This window comes from Endozoicomonas sp. (assembly GCF_031844845.1).
Classification (GTDB): domain Bacteria; phylum Pseudomonadota; class Gammaproteobacteria; order Pseudomonadales; family Endozoicomonadaceae; genus Endozoicomonas.
Map to the genome: position 1 here is coordinate 46,216 of NZ_JAVRMB020000164.1, position 15,016 is coordinate 61,231.

At 47.4% G+C, this 15,016-nt stretch carries 16 protein-coding genes and 1 pseudogene; 10 read left to right on the forward strand and 7 right to left on the reverse strand.

The window, feature by feature from the left end; all coding sequences use genetic code 11:
- Positions 1-76: 76 nt before the first annotated feature.
- The gene (locus RM811_RS08615; protein ID WP_402522943.1) at positions 77-646 is read right to left on the reverse strand and encodes a TetR/AcrR family transcriptional regulator; all 570 of its coding nucleotides are present in this window, start codon (positions 644-646) and stop codon (positions 77-79) included.
- Positions 647-770: 124 nt separating this feature from the next.
- Between RM811_RS08615 and RM811_RS08620 the strand changes: the two genes are divergently transcribed.
- From RM811_RS08620 to RM811_RS08640, 5 genes are all read left to right on the forward strand, one after another.
- Positions 771-1,991, forward strand: a complete 1,221-nt coding sequence (locus RM811_RS08620; RefSeq protein ID WP_402522946.1) for an NADH:flavin oxidoreductase — start codon at positions 771-773, stop codon at positions 1,989-1,991.
- Entirely contained in the window at positions 1,988-2,377 is a 390-nt protein-coding gene (locus tag RM811_RS08625) for a DUF4260 domain-containing protein (protein WP_402522949.1), read from the forward strand. The genes RM811_RS08620 and RM811_RS08625 overlap by 4 nt, the downstream gene beginning before the upstream one ends.
- Before the next feature lie 125 nt (positions 2,378-2,502).
- Positions 2,503-2,949 carry a sulfatase-like hydrolase/transferase gene (locus RM811_RS08630; protein WP_402522951.1) on the forward strand — a complete coding sequence of 149 codons (447 nt, stop codon included), beginning with the start codon at positions 2,503-2,505 and terminating at the stop codon, positions 2,947-2,949.
- On the forward strand, positions 2,936-3,118 hold the full coding sequence (locus tag RM811_RS08635) for a hypothetical protein (protein WP_402522954.1): 183 nt from the start codon (positions 2,936-2,938) through the stop codon (positions 3,116-3,118). The genes RM811_RS08630 and RM811_RS08635 overlap by 14 nt, the downstream gene beginning before the upstream one ends.
- Positions 3,105-3,356, forward strand: coding sequence for a hypothetical protein (locus tag RM811_RS08640; RefSeq protein WP_402522957.1), 252 nt, complete (start codon positions 3,105-3,107; stop codon positions 3,354-3,356). The genes RM811_RS08635 and RM811_RS08640 overlap by 14 nt, the downstream gene beginning before the upstream one ends.
- A 474-nt stretch (positions 3,357-3,830) precedes the next feature.
- Here RM811_RS08640 and RM811_RS08645 read toward each other — a convergent pair whose 3' ends face one another.
- The 3 genes from RM811_RS08645 to rraA all read right to left on the reverse strand — a co-directional run bounded on the left by RM811_RS08645 (position 3,831) and on the right by rraA (position 7,838).
- Entirely contained in the window at positions 3,831-5,282 is a 1,452-nt protein-coding gene (locus RM811_RS08645; RefSeq protein WP_402522959.1) for an ATP-binding protein, read from the reverse strand.
- A gap of 307 nt (positions 5,283-5,589) precedes the next feature.
- Positions 5,590-7,011 carry a pyruvate kinase PykF gene (gene pykF, locus RM811_RS08650; RefSeq protein WP_402522963.1) on the reverse strand — a complete coding sequence of 474 codons (1,422 nt, stop codon included), beginning with the start codon at positions 7,009-7,011 and terminating at the stop codon, positions 5,590-5,592.
- 347 nt (positions 7,012-7,358) lie between these two features.
- Positions 7,359-7,838 (reverse strand): ribonuclease E activity regulator RraA, encoded by a 480-nt coding sequence (rraA, locus tag RM811_RS08655; RefSeq protein ID WP_402522966.1) that lies wholly within the window; start codon positions 7,836-7,838, stop codon positions 7,359-7,361.
- Between the two features lie 209 nt (positions 7,839-8,047).
- Between rraA and RM811_RS08660 the strand changes: the two genes are divergently transcribed.
- Positions 8,048-8,257 (forward strand): type II toxin-antitoxin system VapB family antitoxin, encoded by a 210-nt coding sequence (locus RM811_RS08660; protein ID WP_402522968.1) that lies wholly within the window; start codon positions 8,048-8,050, stop codon positions 8,255-8,257.
- Positions 8,257-8,679 carry a PIN domain-containing protein gene (locus RM811_RS08665; RefSeq protein ID WP_402522970.1) on the forward strand — a complete coding sequence of 141 codons (423 nt, stop codon included), beginning with the start codon at positions 8,257-8,259 and terminating at the stop codon, positions 8,677-8,679. Before RM811_RS08660 ends, RM811_RS08665 begins: the two co-directional genes overlap by 1 nt.
- 76 nt (positions 8,680-8,755) lie before the next feature.
- Here the strand turns inward: RM811_RS08665 and ppsA are convergent, their stop codons facing one another.
- The gene (gene ppsA / locus RM811_RS08670) at positions 8,756-11,131 is read right to left on the reverse strand and encodes a phosphoenolpyruvate synthase (RefSeq protein WP_402522973.1); all 2,376 of its coding nucleotides are present in this window, start codon (positions 11,129-11,131) and stop codon (positions 8,756-8,758) included.
- A gap of 296 nt (positions 11,132-11,427) precedes the next feature.
- Between ppsA and RM811_RS08675 the strand changes: the two genes are divergently transcribed.
- Positions 11,428-12,249 carry a pyruvate, water dikinase regulatory protein gene (locus tag RM811_RS08675; RefSeq protein WP_402522975.1) on the forward strand — a complete coding sequence of 274 codons (822 nt, stop codon included), beginning with the start codon at positions 11,428-11,430 and terminating at the stop codon, positions 12,247-12,249.
- An 89-nt stretch (positions 12,250-12,338) separates the two neighbouring features.
- Here RM811_RS08675 and RM811_RS08680 read toward each other — a convergent pair whose 3' ends face one another.
- Together RM811_RS08680 and RM811_RS08685 are read right to left on the reverse strand one after the other, a co-directional pair.
- Positions 12,339-12,896: a hypothetical protein gene (locus tag RM811_RS08680; RefSeq protein ID WP_402522977.1), complete on the reverse strand. Its 558-nt coding sequence runs from the start codon at positions 12,894-12,896 to the stop codon at positions 12,339-12,341.
- Positions 12,897-13,130: 234 nt separating this feature from the next.
- Positions 13,131-13,301 (reverse strand): annotated as a pseudogene (locus RM811_RS08685) (PrpF domain-containing protein); the annotation flags it as partial.
- 3 nt (positions 13,302-13,304) lie between these two features.
- Between RM811_RS08685 and RM811_RS08690 the strand changes: the two are divergent.
- Together RM811_RS08690 and RM811_RS08695 are read left to right on the forward strand one after the other, a co-directional pair.
- The gene (locus RM811_RS08690; RefSeq protein ID WP_402522980.1) at positions 13,305-14,096 is read left to right on the forward strand and encodes a transposase; all 792 of its coding nucleotides are present in this window, start codon (positions 13,305-13,307) and stop codon (positions 14,094-14,096) included.
- 416 nt (positions 14,097-14,512) lie between these two features.
- Complete coding sequence (locus RM811_RS08695; protein ID WP_402522982.1) at positions 14,513-14,674, forward strand: hypothetical protein; 162 nt, start codon at positions 14,513-14,515, stop codon at positions 14,672-14,674.
- The last annotated feature ends 342 nt before the right edge of the window (positions 14,675-15,016 follow it).

Here is a 15,016-nt window from a genome sequence, read left to right on the forward strand (position 1 = left end):
TTTTGCTGTCAAGCCTGTTTAAAGCACTGGTTAAGTCAGTCCCACCTTTCTGAAATTGCATTGGCCATTCTATTTTCTATAGAAAAGAAATTGCATTATTAACCACTTCCCTCGCCTCCTGTTTGGCCAGATCAATATCATCCGCCTCAGCAATCATAAGTGCCGCTTCTGCCATGGCTGCAATGGCCATTCGACTGAGTAGTTGCTGGCGATACTGCCCCTCACTTCCCTGCTGCTGATTCATAAGGAGTGCTTCAGCCCTGGCAGTGACCGGGCTGTTTTTCCAACGTTCCCGTCCGAGAATGGTCGGGTTATCAATAAGTACTACCTGACGAAAAGCAGGGTCATCACAAAGAACCAGGAAGGCGTCCCAGATAGCCATAAATCGGGAGGCTTTATCGCCGGACCGGGGTTGATGCTGTATATCCAGAATTCTGGTAATCATCACATCATTCACTGCCCGGAACAGAGCAAGCTTATTTCCAAAATAGTGATATACCGGGCGAGTCGTCAGCCCACAATCCCGGGCAATGTCATCCAGTGAGGTATTGGCATATCCATTTTTACCAAACAGACGACTGGCGCTATCAAGTACCTGTTGCCTTGTCTCCTCTCGTCTCTCTGCCTGGGTTTTTCTTTTTACCATCACTGATCTGCAACAACCATTCTATGAGTCTCTGAAATAAGTAAAAATGCATTCTTTAGTTGATTTATGCAATCTCATTGCATAACTTATGCAACATCATTACACAAGCAAGAACAATAAGAAAATGAGCCCGTTACTGCAGAAAGCGTTCAGCCCGGCGAAGCTGGGAACTCTTGAACTTCGTAATCGCATCATTAAGGCCGCCACCTTTGAAGGGAAAACCCCCGATGGAATTCCCGGCGATGCCTTACACAAATTTCATCGCGAGTTCTGTGATGGTGGTGCAGGCATGACCACTATCGGTTATTGCACCACTGATCCAGATGGCCGTGTTAACGATCAGATGATGTATATGGGCGACTACGTCCGTAAACCCCTGGGCGATATAATCACTGATTTAAAATCCACCGGGGCCAGAGTTTCTGGTCAAATGGCTCATTGTGGGCACTTCTCCAAAAATCGTAAGCTTCAGCGGTTAAAACGCCCTAAAGGTCCTACGGCCATGATCAACCCTCTGGGGTTGACCGTTGGCAAGCCATGGTCCGATGCCATGACTGAAAAAGACATCGACTACATGGTGAATACCTATTATGAAGCAGGACTGATAATGAAGGAGATTGGCTTCGATGCCATCGAGATTCATTTTGGTCACGGTTATGGTCTTAGCCAGTTTATCAGCCCTAAAACTAATAAACGGACAGACCGCTATGGCGGTAGTCTTGAAAATCGAATGCGTTTACCACTTCGTGCCCTGGAAGCGGTTCGTAAAGCCGTCGGTGATGATTTTCCAATTCTTGGCAAAATGGGGCTGACTGATGCTGTTCGGGGTGGGTTATCACGGGATGAGGCCATTGAAGTCGCGGCTCATCTTGATAAAGGCGGTATTGATGCCCTGATTACCAGTGGTGGCACCAGCAGCTACAACGTCATGCATATGTTCCGGGGTGATTCTATTGCTGAGGGCATGGCAGAGTCACAAACCAACCCGATTATGAAAGCGGCTTTCCGTTTTATGGGCCCCAAACTATTCAAGGAGTACCCCTACGAAGAGCTCTATTTCCTGGACGGCTGCAAACGGGTTCGGGACCGGGTAAAAAATGCCCAGCTGGTTTATATCGGTGGCTGTCACACCATGGAAAGCCTGGAAACAGTGATGGCTGAAGGCATCGACTTTGTGCAGATTGGCCGGGCACTGATCAAAGATCCTGATTACGTCAAAAATGCCATGGCTCAACAGGATAACTACGTTAACGGATGCACCCATTGCAACCGTTGTGTCACCACCATTGAAGTGCCTGGCGGCGTTCACTGCCCCCTGAATATCAAACAGGAGCAGGTGGCATGAAAATCACTGAACCGATCATTCAGAAACGATTGGAAGCCACGGCTGTGTTGATTTGCAGTCTCTATCTATACCATTACTTTGGTTTTTCCTGGCTGTTTTTTGCGCTGACTTTTGCCCTGCCCGACCTTTCCCTACTGGGCTATCTCAAGAGCAAATCATTCGGCGCATTTACCTATAACCTGATTCACTGCTTTATCTGGCCAACCCTGTTACTGGTTGCCGGTTTTACCACTGAAACAGCCATGGCCCAACAGCTGGGCCTGGTCTGGCTGTCTCATTGTGCATTTGATCGCACCATTGGCTGGGGCTTGAAATATGAAGACAGCTTCTGTCACACCGACCTTGGCACCAGGCAGCTGCCAATTGATGCCGCTTTATTGAAATAACCAATAAACTGACAGAGTTAATCTGACCATGAAAATAAAAAAAAGACATGAGCCGATGATAAAAATTGCCAGACAATCCAGAACTGCCTGAGTTTTTCTGAGAGAACTTCCCGAGAGTCATGAGAATGAAAACAATAATAAAGACAGCTCTGGCAACGGCTGTTGTCGCGACCTTCCCTGCACTCGCTGAAAATAATCTGACATCGGTACCGGACAAACCGAATATCATCATTATGCTGGCGGATGATATTGGCTATGCAGATCCGGGTTTCAGGGGGTCGGGTATAGAAACCCCATCTCTGGATAGCCTGGCCAAAGAAGGCATGACCCTGGATCGGTTCTATACCGCCCCGATCTGTTCCCCTACCCGTGCAGCACTAATGACCGGGCGAGACCCTATGAGACTTGGGGTTGCTTACAGTGTTCTTCTCCCCTGGGATAGTGGCGGCGTTCATACTGATGAGCATTTCATGCCGGAGAGCTTTCAGGCAGCAGGTTATCAGACGGCCATGTTTGGCAAATGGCACCTTGGACATTCTCAGCAGGTATTCCACCCGAATGAACGATGGTGACTGGAAACTGGTACAGTGGGTGACGATGGAACCTCTGGCCACGACGGTAACCCATGAGCTATACAATGTTGCGGATGATCCCGGTGAATACAATAACCTGGCCAGCGAGTATCCCCGCAAGGTTGGAAAAATGGCTCAGGCCATTCTGGATCGCCGTGCTTTTTTATAAAGCCTATCTTTACAGCTCCGTCACTGGCATGGCAGGAACCATCATTGCCGACATACTGGCTCATATTAATACATCCAGCTCCGTCCTGTTTGCAAAGGTTTGCCCAATGACTATTGGCTTGTTGACTGCGCTGAGCAGCCTGTCATCGATAATTTCCGAAATTATCAAAAAAACAGAGAAACCCGCAACGAATCCTGACCATTTTTTAATGCGTGACGATCTCCCCGATATTATTTAGCCCCATAACAGTTCCTGAAAAACAGGATCTGAATCGTGCTTTTCAGCAGATCAGAAAATATGTCCGAACGACACCGCCCTTAAAGTCAGGTTATTTAAGTGAGCTGATTGATGGTAGGTTCTGGTAAAAGCTGAGTCGTTACAAATTACCGGAGCCTTTAAGTATCGCGGTGCTATTTATCGACTCCTGCATTTTGAAAACCATCAAAAGAAACAGGGAGTTATTGCCTGTTTCTCAGGTAGTATTGCAGCCTCCTGGCACATGGTTTCAATGGGTTTGACCGGTAGGTTGGGTCGAGCGGAGCGAGCCCCAACAAATCTCGCCGCCCCCCATAAACAGCCGTTAAATATTGACAGTCTGAATTGCCGGTGCCGTTTTTTTTGCGGATTGTTTTTTGCTGCTGAGGGTTTGTGTTGGGGCTCGCATTCGCTCGACCCAACCTACGTCACCGGTCAATTTCAATGAAACCATGTACTAGGCAGTCAGCCAGCTTTGAATACGGTTTATCAACACTCTGACTTCCACAGGTTTCTGCAGATAATCATCTGCGCCCGCTGCCCGGCAACGAACCTCATCATCCTTGAGTGTACTGCCGGTGAGTATGATGACAGGCATCAGTTGTAATTCTACTTTGCTCCTGAACTGCGCTAGCACTGCGCACCCATCAATAGTCGGCATCATCAAATCCAGCAACACAAGCTCGATGTTCTTATTCTCTTCCAGGAAACTCAATGCCTGCTCGCCACTTTCCGCCAGATGCACCTTGAGCCCCTGACCTTCAAGTAGTCGGGATAAAGCAAAGCTGTTTCTTAAATCATCATCCACCAGAAGAACCTGCTGGCCACTGAAATAGTCCGTGGTATCTTCTTCACTGACAATAATAAACTCACTGTCAACACCCCTGATGGACTCTTCAGTAGTAACCAATGTCAGTGGTGGCAACAGAAGGGAAAATGTAGCCCCCTTGTTCTCTTCACTTTCCAGGGTCAAATCACCTTCAAGCAAACGTGCGAGCTTTCTGGAAATTGAAAGCCCAAGACCTGTACCACCGTACTTACGGCTTATGGCTCCATCGGCCTGTTTAAACAAATGGAAAACCGTTTCGTGTTTCTCTACAGGAATCCCAACGCCATTATCGATGACCTGAAAAACCAGCCCCTCAGATGTGTACTCTTTACCTAAACGCCAGGTTTCTTTATGGATCACCAGTTTTATAGATCCATCTTTGGGAGTGAACTTAAAAGCATTGGCCAGCAGATTTTTCAGAATTTGCTTTAACCGTTTACGATCCGTGTGTATCCATTCAGGCAGGTCAGGTGCGCACACCACCTCAAACTCAATCCCTTTCTCCTTACTGACTGGCATAAACTGGTCAGTAAGGCTACGCCAGATATCCCCCAGTAAAATATCTTCATGATAGATACTGAGTTCGCCAGCCTCTGCCCTGGACATATCCAGTATATCTTCAATTATCTCCAGTAACTCATTGGAACTATTAAATATTATCTGTACCGACTGGATCTGTTCAGAGGTCAGGTTACCTTCCTGATTGTCAGCCAGAAGACTCGCCAGAATCATCAGACTATTCAGCGGAGTTCTCAACTCATGAGATACATTAGCCAGGAATTGGGATTTATGGTGACTGACGTTTTCCAACTCCGCCGCTTTTTCCCGCAGTCGCTGATTAGTTTCCTGCAATTCTTTTTTCTGGGCTCGCAGCGCATTTCTGGAGTCAACAAGGCGATGGTTATTAGCTTCCAGTTCTGCTGTGCGCTCTTTAGTCTGCTGCTCAAGATTCTCAGTCAGATTTTTTAATTCAAGGTTACGGCAGGAAATTTCACGGATTTTTTCTTCTGCTATTTTTTCCGCTTGAAGTCGGGCTGTTTTTTCTCGCTCGTATCGTTTCTGCCAGGCTTTCTCATCCATAACCCATCAAGCCTCAATCATCTGCTCGGCGACTTCAATAGAAAAACGTGACGCCACCATTTCCATGAACTCAGTGAAAATAACGCCTTTCATCTGCCCGAGCCCCATAAACGATCCATTGCTTCTTATTGTCGGCAGCAGTCATAGAAGTATTTACCCGCAGGCAGACTAAAGCCTGAGTTATGATACTTGAACCAATAATGAGGAATGTTATGAAAGGGTATATATAGGAACTGCATGTTAGCTGACTGACAACTGGCAGACAGCCAACATGAGTTAAAGGCAGATAATCTTCAGATCAGGAAGATTAGTCAATCACATGGACAGAAGAAGTATTGGTAGTACCTGAATCGACCAGAGCACCGGAAACCATAACCACAACATCACCAGAGCGAACCAGACCCTGTTCAACCGCCAGCTCTTTACCCAGCTTATAGAAAGCATCGGTATTGGCCTGCTGAGGCACCAGGCTGGTAGTAATACCCTTGCTCAGGCACAACTGGTTTGCTGTTTTCTCAGAAGAGGTCAGGGCCAGAATCTGAGCTTTAGGGAAGAACTTACGCAGTGAACGTGCGGACTTGCCCTGCTCGGTAGCCACGATAACCAACCTGGCGGCCAGGAGATCCGCAGTTTTCACCGCACCACGACAAACGGCCTGAGTGATGCTGCGATAATCGTCGATTTCTGCATCAAACGCTTCCACTCTGAGTTCCATGCTGTCATCGGTACTGTTACAGATGGTCGCCATTACCTGTACGGATTCTGCAGGGTATTTACCCTTGGCACTTTCACCAGACAGCATGACAGCATCAGTACCATCCAGAATGGCATTCGCCACATCGCCGGCTTCGGCACGGGTTGGACGAGGATTCTTGATCATGGAATCCAGCATCTGGGTTGCTGTAATAACCGGCTTACGAGCCTGATTACACTTGCTGATCATCATCTTCTGGGCAAAAATCACCTGATCAACCGGAATTTCAACACCAAGGTCACCACGGGCAACCATGATGCCATCAGATTCAATCAGGATTTCATCAAAATTATCGACGCCTTCCTGGTTTTCGATTTTGGAAATAATCTGAATTTCCTGGCCACCATTGGCATCCAGTAATTCACGAATTTCTTTTACATCGCTGGCTTTACGAATGAAGGAAGCCGCAACAAAATCAACGCGCTGCTCGCAGCCAAAGACCAGATCTGCTTTATCTTTTTCAGACAGTGCTGGCAGGTTAACATTAACGCCAGGCAGGTTAACGCCTTTGTTTTCACCCAGCTCACCACTGTTTTTCACTTCACAGACAATGGCTTTGTCCTTAACCGCTTTTACGGTCAGCTCAATCAGGCCATCGTCCAGCAGAACTGTGTTCCCTGGTTTCAGGTCGTCAGCCAGGCCCGGGTAGGTAACCGCTACACAGGTATTGTCGCCAATCACTGTAGTGTCAGTGGTCAGGGTAAATTCCTGGCCCGCTTTCAGCAGTACATCGTTACCGCCCTGCAGCTTAACCGTACGGATTTCCGGTCCTTTGGTGTCCAGCAGAATCGCGAGACGTTTACCGGTTTCAGTCATCACTTTTCGGAGGCTGGCAATACGGGCACCATGCTCGTCAAAGTCACCATGGGAGAAGTTAAGGCGCATCACATTCATGCCACACTCAGTCAGCCTGGTCAGCATTTCATGGGATTCAGACTTAGGGCCGATGGTGCAGACGATCTTGGTCTTTCTCACTGGAGCTTTCTCCGTTGGAGGGGGGTTCTAGGATAGGTGGTGGTCAGGGTAGTCAGGAGTCTATCTTGGACATGCTCCGGGTCCCGACGTTCTATTGGACGCGGATATTACCGCAAAAATAAAAGAAAACCTTCGCCTTTTTGAAATAAACCGGTTGTTTTAGATCAGTATTTTCCGAACATCAGTTTAATTAATAATCAATAGTAATAAGTTATGAAAATGCTTGTTAAACAATGGCTTATTATAGGAAAAAACGTTATTAAAATGACCGTTCGTAACACACATTACTCCGAGTGAACAGAGTGTAATTTGCGACCATCAGGGCAATTTTTAAAACCAGAAAATCATCAGGCTAATTTATCTTCCGAAATCACAATGCCGTTCAAATCAGCATAAAGGTATTGCCCTGAAAAAAAATCAACACCATGAAAGCGAACCGGTACATTTAGCTTTCCTACACCTTTCTTATCGGTTTTCACTGGGTGCGCACCCAGTGCCTGAACGCCAAGACTCAGCCCGGCAATTACTTCCACATCACGAATACAGCCAAACACCACAATACCCTGCCAGCCATTGGCCACCGCCTGTTCAGCCAGCATATCGCCTAATAGCGCACAGCGCATGGAACCACCACCATCCACCACCAGCACTTTACCCTGGCCTTCCTTAAATAGCTGTTCACGAACCAGAGAGTTATCTTCATGACACTTTATCGTAACGATTTCACCACTGAACCGGGTGTTGCCGCCGTAGCTTTGAAAGCCCGGCTCAACTACCTTTATGCTGGCGGGAAAATCATCACAAAGATCGGGGGTGGTAAAGGTCATTTTTATTCTCCGGTGGTCATTCGCAGTCAACAGGATAACCACAAAATGCACAAAGTTCACCGAGTATAAATAATCCTGACTCTTCAAAAATGTCCGTTGCTATAAGGTGTACAAGGGATGCATGGACTTGAATTGTTGAATCAGTACAGACTAAACATAAAATATGTGTAACCCATTGTGTAACTCATTATCTGGAGAGCGCTTTCAACATGCCAACAAACCTCGCTATTGATGACGATCTGATCGCCCAGGTTCAGGCACTGGGGGGATATAAGACCAAAAGAGCGGCAGTGAATGAAGCCCTGGCAGAATTTATTCGTCACCGCAAACAGCTGGAACTACTTGATGACTTCGGAACGATTGATTATGAACCGGATACCGCTGGCAAAGCGGCTCGCCATACATCCGGGCAGAAATAATGGTACTGGTCGATACCTGCGTATGGTCTGCAGCGCTTCGTCGCAAGGCACCCAACCTGCCTTTAGCAGCAGAAACACTCCTTTTACAGCGGCTGATCCGGCAACATCGGGCAGTGATGATCGGCCCGATACTCCAGAAAGTACTGACCGGCATTCGTCATGAACAACAGTTTATCAACCTAAAGGCCAAACTCTCGGCTTTTGATCTGCTATCCATTTCAACGGTCGACTATATAAGCGCTGCGGGGCTGTCTAACACTTGCCAGCGCAAGGGTATTCAGGGTTCACATACGGACTTTCTGATTGCCGCCGTTGCCATTCAACAGCAGATACCCATCCTGACAACCGATAAAGATTTCACCCACTATCAGAAATATATCCCCTTAATGCTTTACGCCAATCCGAAGTCCTTTCAGAGTTAATTACCGTCACTCCCGCGCAAGGGGAGTAACGAAGTGAGTGACAACCGGGAAGTTATGTCGATACTATTTTCAGGTTCTATTCAGCCAGATAGAGCCAGGTTTCCAGAACCGAGTCTGGATTCAGTGAAATGGTATCAATCCCCTCCTCCACCAACCAGCGGGCAAGGTCCGGATGATCACTGGGACCCTGACCACAGATGCCAATGTATTTTCCCTGCCGACGACAGGCCTGAATGGCCATGGAGATCAACTGTTTTATGGCCGGATTGCGCTCATCAAACAGATGGGCGATTAACCCGGAGTCCCGGTCAAGCCCAAGGGTTAACTGGGTCATATCATTAGAGCCAATGGAAAAACCATCAAAGTAGTTAAGAAACTCATCCGCCAGCAGCGCATTGGAGGGCAGCTCGCACATCATAATGATTCTTAACCCGTTCTCACCCCGACGAAGACCAAAATCAGACATGATTTTAATCACCTGACGGGCCTCATCCGGTGTTCTGACAAAAGGCACCATCAGCTCAACATTAGTCAGGCCAAATTCCTCCCGAATCCGTTTCATGGCCCGACATTCCAGCTCAAAGCAATCGCGGAAGTCTTCCGAGATATAACGGGATGCACCCCGGAAACCCAGCATGGGATTCTCTTCATGGGGCTCATAAATGCTGCCACCCACCAGGTTGGCGTATTCATTAGATTTGAAGTCAGAAAGACGGACAATCACTTTTTCCGGCGCAAAAGCCGCTGCAATGGTAGCAACGCCTTCCACCAGTTTTTCAACGTAAAAATCCACTGGATTGTCATAACCCGCCATGCGTTCATCAATCTGGTGCTTTACCGATTCCGGCATGCGGTCGTAGTTGAGCAGGGCTTTGGGGTGAACGCCGATCATCTTGTTAATAATGAATTCCAGCCGGGCCAGGCCAACACCCGCATTGGGCAATCTGGAAAAACTGAAGGCCCGGTCAGGATTACCCACATTCATCATGATTTTAAAGGACAGCTCTGGCATTTCATCCAGATCTTTCTTCTGATGTTCAAAGGGTAATTCACCGTCATAAATAAAGCCGGCATCACCCTCTGCACAGGAAACAGTCACCGTCTGGCCATCTTTCAACAGACGGGTGGCATCACCACAACCGACCACCGCAGGGATGCCCAGTTCCCGGGCAATAATAGCCGCATGGCAGGTTCGTCCACCACGATTGGTGACAATGGCCGAAGCCCGTTTCATCACCGGCTCCCAGTCCGGGTCGGTCATGTCCGTAACCAGCACATCGCCCACCTTAACCCGATCCATATCCGCCAGATCATCCACCATGCAGACGCGCCCCTGGCCAATGCGCTGGCCAATACTGCGCCCTTCCGCCAGTATTTTACCGGGTTTCAGCAAACGATAGCGTTCGAGGGTTCTGGACTGAGTCCGGCTCTGCACCGTTTCCGGTCTGGCCTGAACCACATAAAGTTGCTGGTCATCACCATCTTTGGCCCATTCGATATCCATCGGACAACCGTAATGCGCCTCAATAGCCATGGCTTGTCGGGCCAGTTCAAGAACATCCTGATCATTGATAGAAAACTTATTCTGTTTCGCCAGGTCCACATCCACCGTCTGTACAGAACGACCGGTCTCACCCGTATCACCGTAGACCATCTGAATGGCTTTACTGCCCATATTTCGTCTTAATATGGCAGAGTGGCCAGCTTCCAGGGCGGGTTTATAGACGTAAAATTCATCCGGATTGACAGCGCCTTGAACAACAGTCTCACCCAGTCCATAGGATGAGGTAATAAAGACCGCATCACGAAAGCCAGATTCAGTATCAAGGGTGAACATCACACCAGCCGAGCCGGTTTCACTGCGAACCATCCGCTGGATACCGGCAGAAAGAGCGACATCACGATGGTCAAAGCCCTGATGCTCACGGTATGAAATAGCCCGATCATTAAACAATGAGGCAAAGACTTCCCGAACAGCCCTGAGCACATTCTGCTCACCGCGAATATTCAGGAACGTCTCCTGCTGGCCAGCAAATGAAGCATCCGGCAAATCTTCTGCAGTGGCCGATGAGCGAACAGCAACGGCAAGATCTTTCTGGTCGCCACAGAGCTCCCGATAACTATTGACAATGGCCTGTTCAAATTCTGACTGAAATGGCTCATCCATAATCCACTGGCGGATTTTGGCACCCGCTTGTGTCAACTGCTGGATATCATCAATATTCAGCTCATCCAGAAGCGTATGAATTCGATCATACAGGCCGGAGCCATCCAGAAAATCACGATAGGCCTCTGCGGTGGTGGCAAAACCACCAGGCACACGTACCCCGGCATTGCCAAGATGGCTGAGCATTTCTCCCAACGAGGCGTTTTTCCCACCTACCCGCCCTACATCGCTATTACCCAGAGCGTTCAGGCTCACCACAAACTTTGGTAAAGATGAAATGTTCAAGCCATTCTCCTCCTGTGCTTTGATGATTTACCACTGGTTTCGCCGTTGAGAGTGTACCTACTGCGCTGTGGCGCGGAAAATGCTGTGGCGCAGAAAGGCTGTCACAGCACTTCAAATAAGACGACACTGTTTCTCTCATCGGGAATAATCCGGTATAGTTTGTTAGATAATGTTATAAATTGGAAGAATTTTTTACTTGTGATAACACTGCTTTAAATAATGTATTCCAAAACCAGAAGAAAATGGTGTTATTTGAGGCTATTAATCGCTGAAAATCGGCTGCTGGAGTGTTTTTAATGGAGCGATCAGTATTTTTTATCTCTGATGGTACTGGAATAACGGCCGAGTCCTTTGGTCAAAGTCTTCTTGCCCAGTTTTCAGGCCCCGGCTTTCGTCACAATACGCTTCCTTATATGGATACTCCTGAGAAAGCCATTAAGGCACTAACGCTGATCAGGGAAACGCAGCGACAGGAAGTTGTCCAGCCGATTATTTTTATGACGGTACTTAATGAAGAGGTGAACAGGCTGCTCCACACCAGTGGTGCTTACATTATTGACCTTTTTGCCACTTTTTTGCCCGGGCTTGAGGGTGAACTCGGTTCCCATCCGCTTTATACGGTTGGTAAAAAGCGATCCACGACCCGTAGTGACAGCTATCACCGCCGCATTGAGGCGGTTCAGTTTGCCCTGGATAACGATGATGGCGCACGATTCAGGCACTATGAAAAAGCCGATATTATTTTACTGGGAGCATCACGCTCTGGAAAAACCCCCACCTGTATTTATCTGGGCTTACAGTTCGGTATTTTCGCGGCGAATTACCCCATTACTGAGGATGATCTGGATAAAGGGGTCAGGCTCCCGGATGTGCTCAAACCTTATAAAGAACGACTCTTTGGCCTGACCATTAACCCGGTTCGTCTGGTTGGAATCCGCAACGAGCGTCGTCCTGACAGTCATTATTCATCAGCAAGGCAGTGCCAGTACGAGGTACGCGCGGTAGAACAGATTTATCGTCAGGAACAGATCCGTTATATCGATACCACGGAGTTTTCCGTCGAAGAGATTGCGACACGGATAATGGACCAGGCCAGTCTGGCCAGAAGGCTGAAGTAAGGGAATAAACCATTTAAAATAGACATCGTCATCCCGCGCAAGAGATTGTCACAAAACTTCAGTCAGGGGAGTTGAGTTAGAGAGTTGAGTTAGAGAGTTGAGATAGAGAGTTGAGATAGAGAGTTGAAATAGACAGTCTTGAAAACATAGTCGTCTTTATAGCTGTTTCTCACCAGGTAAACTTTCTGACAGTTATATTGTGCTCCATCCTGAAGACAAACGGAGGTCAGCATAAACCCAACCCCCGACTTGAAAGTGCCTCCAGTTTGCAGCGAGTGATACTCATCATTAGTGGCATCGTAGACTATCTTCGCTGAAGAGCTGACATTCATATTATTATGATGACAACTGAGAAAACCGACAAAAGGGCGACATTCAATGCTCACACCAACAGCGATATAGCTCCACGCCATTTCTTTTGGCTGGCCGAGTAAATCATAGGCTTCCGGACTCATCTGCATTGTTATTCTTGCACAGCGGAACAACTGTGAACCACCACAGCTTACCATGCGAAGCCCCACTTCCACTGGCTGCGTTACCGTGTCACTGGGCTCAACAAGACGATATATCTCACTGGCACCTGCCGATGGATAAAAGATGAATGCATAAAGAGACAATACTATTAAAACCATTGAACGATTCATCATCAATATCCTCTCTGAGTCAATAGCTCTGACTTAAGCCACCAACCCGGATTTATCAATGTTTCCTGTCAAGTCCTGCCCGAGAGAAAAACGGTGAAAATCGCAGTTTTCAATATCTCTCAAACAAGCCCTGAACAAGTCTAGTCCATGGTTTCATGTTAGTTTGACTCATTCAGCAAAAGCAGTCCTGTCTACCCCCCCCCCCGGGAAAAAATCAAACGAATAGCAGGCATTTCATCAGAGACTATCACCGGGCACCCTGACCAGACCTTCCATTAACACCCTGGCACTGCGACTCATCATCGCTTTGGTGACAGACCACTGACCCTCTTTAAGTACTGCTTCTGCCCCGACTTTTAATGTACCGGATGGATGCCCGAAACGAACCGCACTGCGTTCACCTATGCCATCATGTCCAATCATTACCATGTTGTGCTGCACATCAACGCCTCTGCCGCGAAGCAGTGGTGTGACCGGGAGGTGCTCAAACGCTGGACACAATTATTTAATGGGCCAATGCTGGTTCAGCGTTATCTTGCCGGTGAGAAACTGGATGATGCAGAACAATGCCGGGTCGATGAATACGCGCAATTATACCGGGAGCGATTGCAAGACATCAGCTGGTTTATGCGCTGCCTCAACGAACATCTGGCCCGTGAAGCCAATCAGGAAGATGGCTGCAAAGGCCGATTCTGGGAAGGTCGCTTCAAAAGCCAAGCCTTGCTGGATGAGGCAGCTATCCTCACTTGCATGGCTTACGTGGATCTTAACCCCATAAGAGCAAAGATAGCCGATACACCAGAAGCCTCCGACTACACATCCATCCAGCAACGAATAATGGCCCTGAATAAAAATCTGACTGATAAAAAAACCGGCCTGTTGCTCAAACCCCTGCAATGCCCTGGACAAAACCCGGATGAGTCCATTCCGTTCAGCCGTCAATACTACTTTGAATTAGTGGACTGGAGCGGAAGAATACTCAAAGCGGGCAAACGGGGAGCCATTCCCGGCGATACTCCTCCCATTCTGACCCGGTTAGGTATAGATGAAGAAGAGTGGCTTAAAACCATAGGCTGGAATAACCGATTCCAACGTGCAGTTGGCAAATTGGCCGCTATGAAAGCCTTTGCTGAAAAGCATGGGCAGCAGTGGTTTCAGGGTGTGCTTGCTTGCCGTCGGTTGTACTCATCGACACCACTGTAAGACTGATTTTTTTAAGCCTGATTGATTAAACGCGTAGTGCTGGTTCAGCCTGTACCAACTAGAATCCTATCCGTTAGTTTTTCATCCAAAAGCTGGATTTACCCTCAATAGTATTGTCTGCATCACTTGGACTCAGGGATGGTTAATACTGATGATGATTGAGTTGTCAGTTTTAGTGAGAATGATGAGAATAGGACACCCATGAAGTGAGAATAGGACACCCATAAACCAGAGTAAGAATAGGACACCGGAGTAAGAAGATAGTAAGAATAGTAAGAATAGAGTAAGAATAGGACACCCATAAACTGGACTTTCCAAAAGTGAGAATAGTGAGAATAGGACACCCATAAACTGGACTTTCCAAATATCTATTCTACTTTTCTCCTGAACCCATTTTATTCCTGACAGGAGAACGCATGACCAGCCCACGGCGAAATCTGATCGATACGGCGAGTACACGCTACTACCATTGTGTCGCTCGTTGTGTCCGCCGGGCGTGGCTTTGCGGTCAGGATCACCTTTCGGGAAACAACTACGAACATCGCCGCCAGTGGGTGATCGATCGTCTCCAGTTATGACGAAAGAATAGGACACCCATCGAAAGAATAGGACACCCATAAACTGGACTTTCCAAAAAAAAGAATAAAAGAATAAGACACCCATAAACTGGACTTTCCAAATATCTATTCCAAATATCTATTCCAAGAAAAAGAATAGAAAAAGAATAGGACACCCATAAACTGGACTTTCCAAATATCTATTCTACTTTTCTCCTGAACAAAAGCTGGGGTCAAGTCTTTCATTGTGCATAACTTATATTGTTCATTGATTTGTGATGAAGACTGATAATGAGTCTTTCATTATTGTTAGGCATTATTTACTTCTAATGTTAGGAAGTGTTTTTTTTAATTTAAATGACA

Bases quoted from the DNA above. Each gene is read 5' to 3' on its own strand.
- RM811_RS08620 (WP_402522946.1), top strand. From the start codon at position 771: ATGAGCCCGTTACTGCAGAAAGCGTTCAGCCCGGCGAAGCTGGGAACT.
- RM811_RS08690 (WP_402522980.1), top strand. From the start codon at position 13,305: ATGTCCAATCATTACCATGTTGTGCTGCACATCAACGCCTCTGCCGCG.
- RM811_RS08675 (WP_402522975.1), top strand. From the start codon at position 11,428: ATGGAGCGATCAGTATTTTTTATCTCTGATGGTACTGGAATAACGGCC.
- RM811_RS08695 (WP_402522982.1), top strand. From the start codon at position 14,513: ATGACCAGCCCACGGCGAAATCTGATCGATACGGCGAGTACACGCTAC.
- RM811_RS08635 (WP_402522954.1), top strand. From the start codon at position 2,936: ATGAACGATGGTGACTGGAAACTGGTACAGTGGGTGACGATGGAACCT.
- RM811_RS08645 (WP_402522959.1), bottom strand. From the start codon at position 5,282: ATGGATGAGAAAGCCTGGCAGAAACGATACGAGCGAGAAAAAACAGCC.
- RM811_RS08680 (WP_402522977.1), bottom strand. From the start codon at position 12,896: ATGATGAATCGTTCAATGGTTTTAATAGTATTGTCTCTTTATGCATTC.
- RM811_RS08625 (WP_402522949.1), top strand. From the start codon at position 1,988: ATGAAAATCACTGAACCGATCATTCAGAAACGATTGGAAGCCACGGCT.
- rraA (WP_402522966.1), bottom strand. From the start codon at position 7,838: ATGACCTTTACCACCCCCGATCTTTGTGATGATTTTCCCGCCAGCATA.
- RM811_RS08660 (WP_402522968.1), top strand. From the start codon at position 8,048: ATGCCAACAAACCTCGCTATTGATGACGATCTGATCGCCCAGGTTCAG.
- RM811_RS08630 (WP_402522951.1), top strand. From the start codon at position 2,503: ATGAAAACAATAATAAAGACAGCTCTGGCAACGGCTGTTGTCGCGACC.
- RM811_RS08665 (WP_402522970.1), top strand. From the start codon at position 8,257: ATGGTACTGGTCGATACCTGCGTATGGTCTGCAGCGCTTCGTCGCAAG.
- RM811_RS08615 (WP_402522943.1), bottom strand. From the start codon at position 646: ATGGTAAAAAGAAAAACCCAGGCAGAGAGACGAGAGGAGACAAGGCAA.